Below are 485 nucleotides of genomic sequence, written 5' to 3' on the forward strand. Positions count from 1 at the left end.
CCGAACTTCGGAACGACGGCGTTTGCCCGATCTTGCTCCGGTGGACGGAAAGACTCGATATAGTTGTGGATGATCTCTCTACAGCGCCTTTCGAAGTCCGAGTCGTCTTTGGGTGGTGTGGCCATGGACCTGTCGAAGTTCTGCTGGAGCGGGCTGCGATACGTGTTGTTGGGAGAGTCGGTCGCACGTGGTTTCTCGGCGGCTTGCGCAATGGCGTTACACGACAGTGTGACGATGCAAAGCGGAATGAGTAAGACCCGGGCGTCCATGATCGTGGATAGTGGCCAGCGATGGGGCCGAGTATAGGCACCGAACGGTGCACTTCGACACTGAGAAAAATCAACGAATCGGCACTGTCAGCAAGAACATGCGTACATTGAACACATGCACGGGACGAGGCAAAGGATCGATGGATCACCGAACCTTTGCGCTTTAGCAATGTGGCGCGGCGCTTCAGCCAGAACGCGAAGCCCAAAAAGCGTGCT

Annotated in this window: 1 protein-coding gene; it reads right to left on the reverse strand. The window is 56.1% G+C overall.

Annotated elements, in window-relative coordinates; all coding sequences use genetic code 11:
• A partial coding sequence (locus tag SB753_RS34685) for a hypothetical protein (RefSeq protein ID WP_410804554.1) occupies positions 1–269 on the reverse strand: 269 nt, incomplete at its 3' end.
• Positions 270–485: the final 216 nt, after the last annotated feature.

The sequence above is a fragment of the Paraburkholderia sp. SIMBA_053 genome (genome assembly GCF_046534895.1).
GTDB lineage: Bacteria > Pseudomonadota > Gammaproteobacteria > Burkholderiales > Burkholderiaceae > Paraburkholderia > Paraburkholderia caledonica.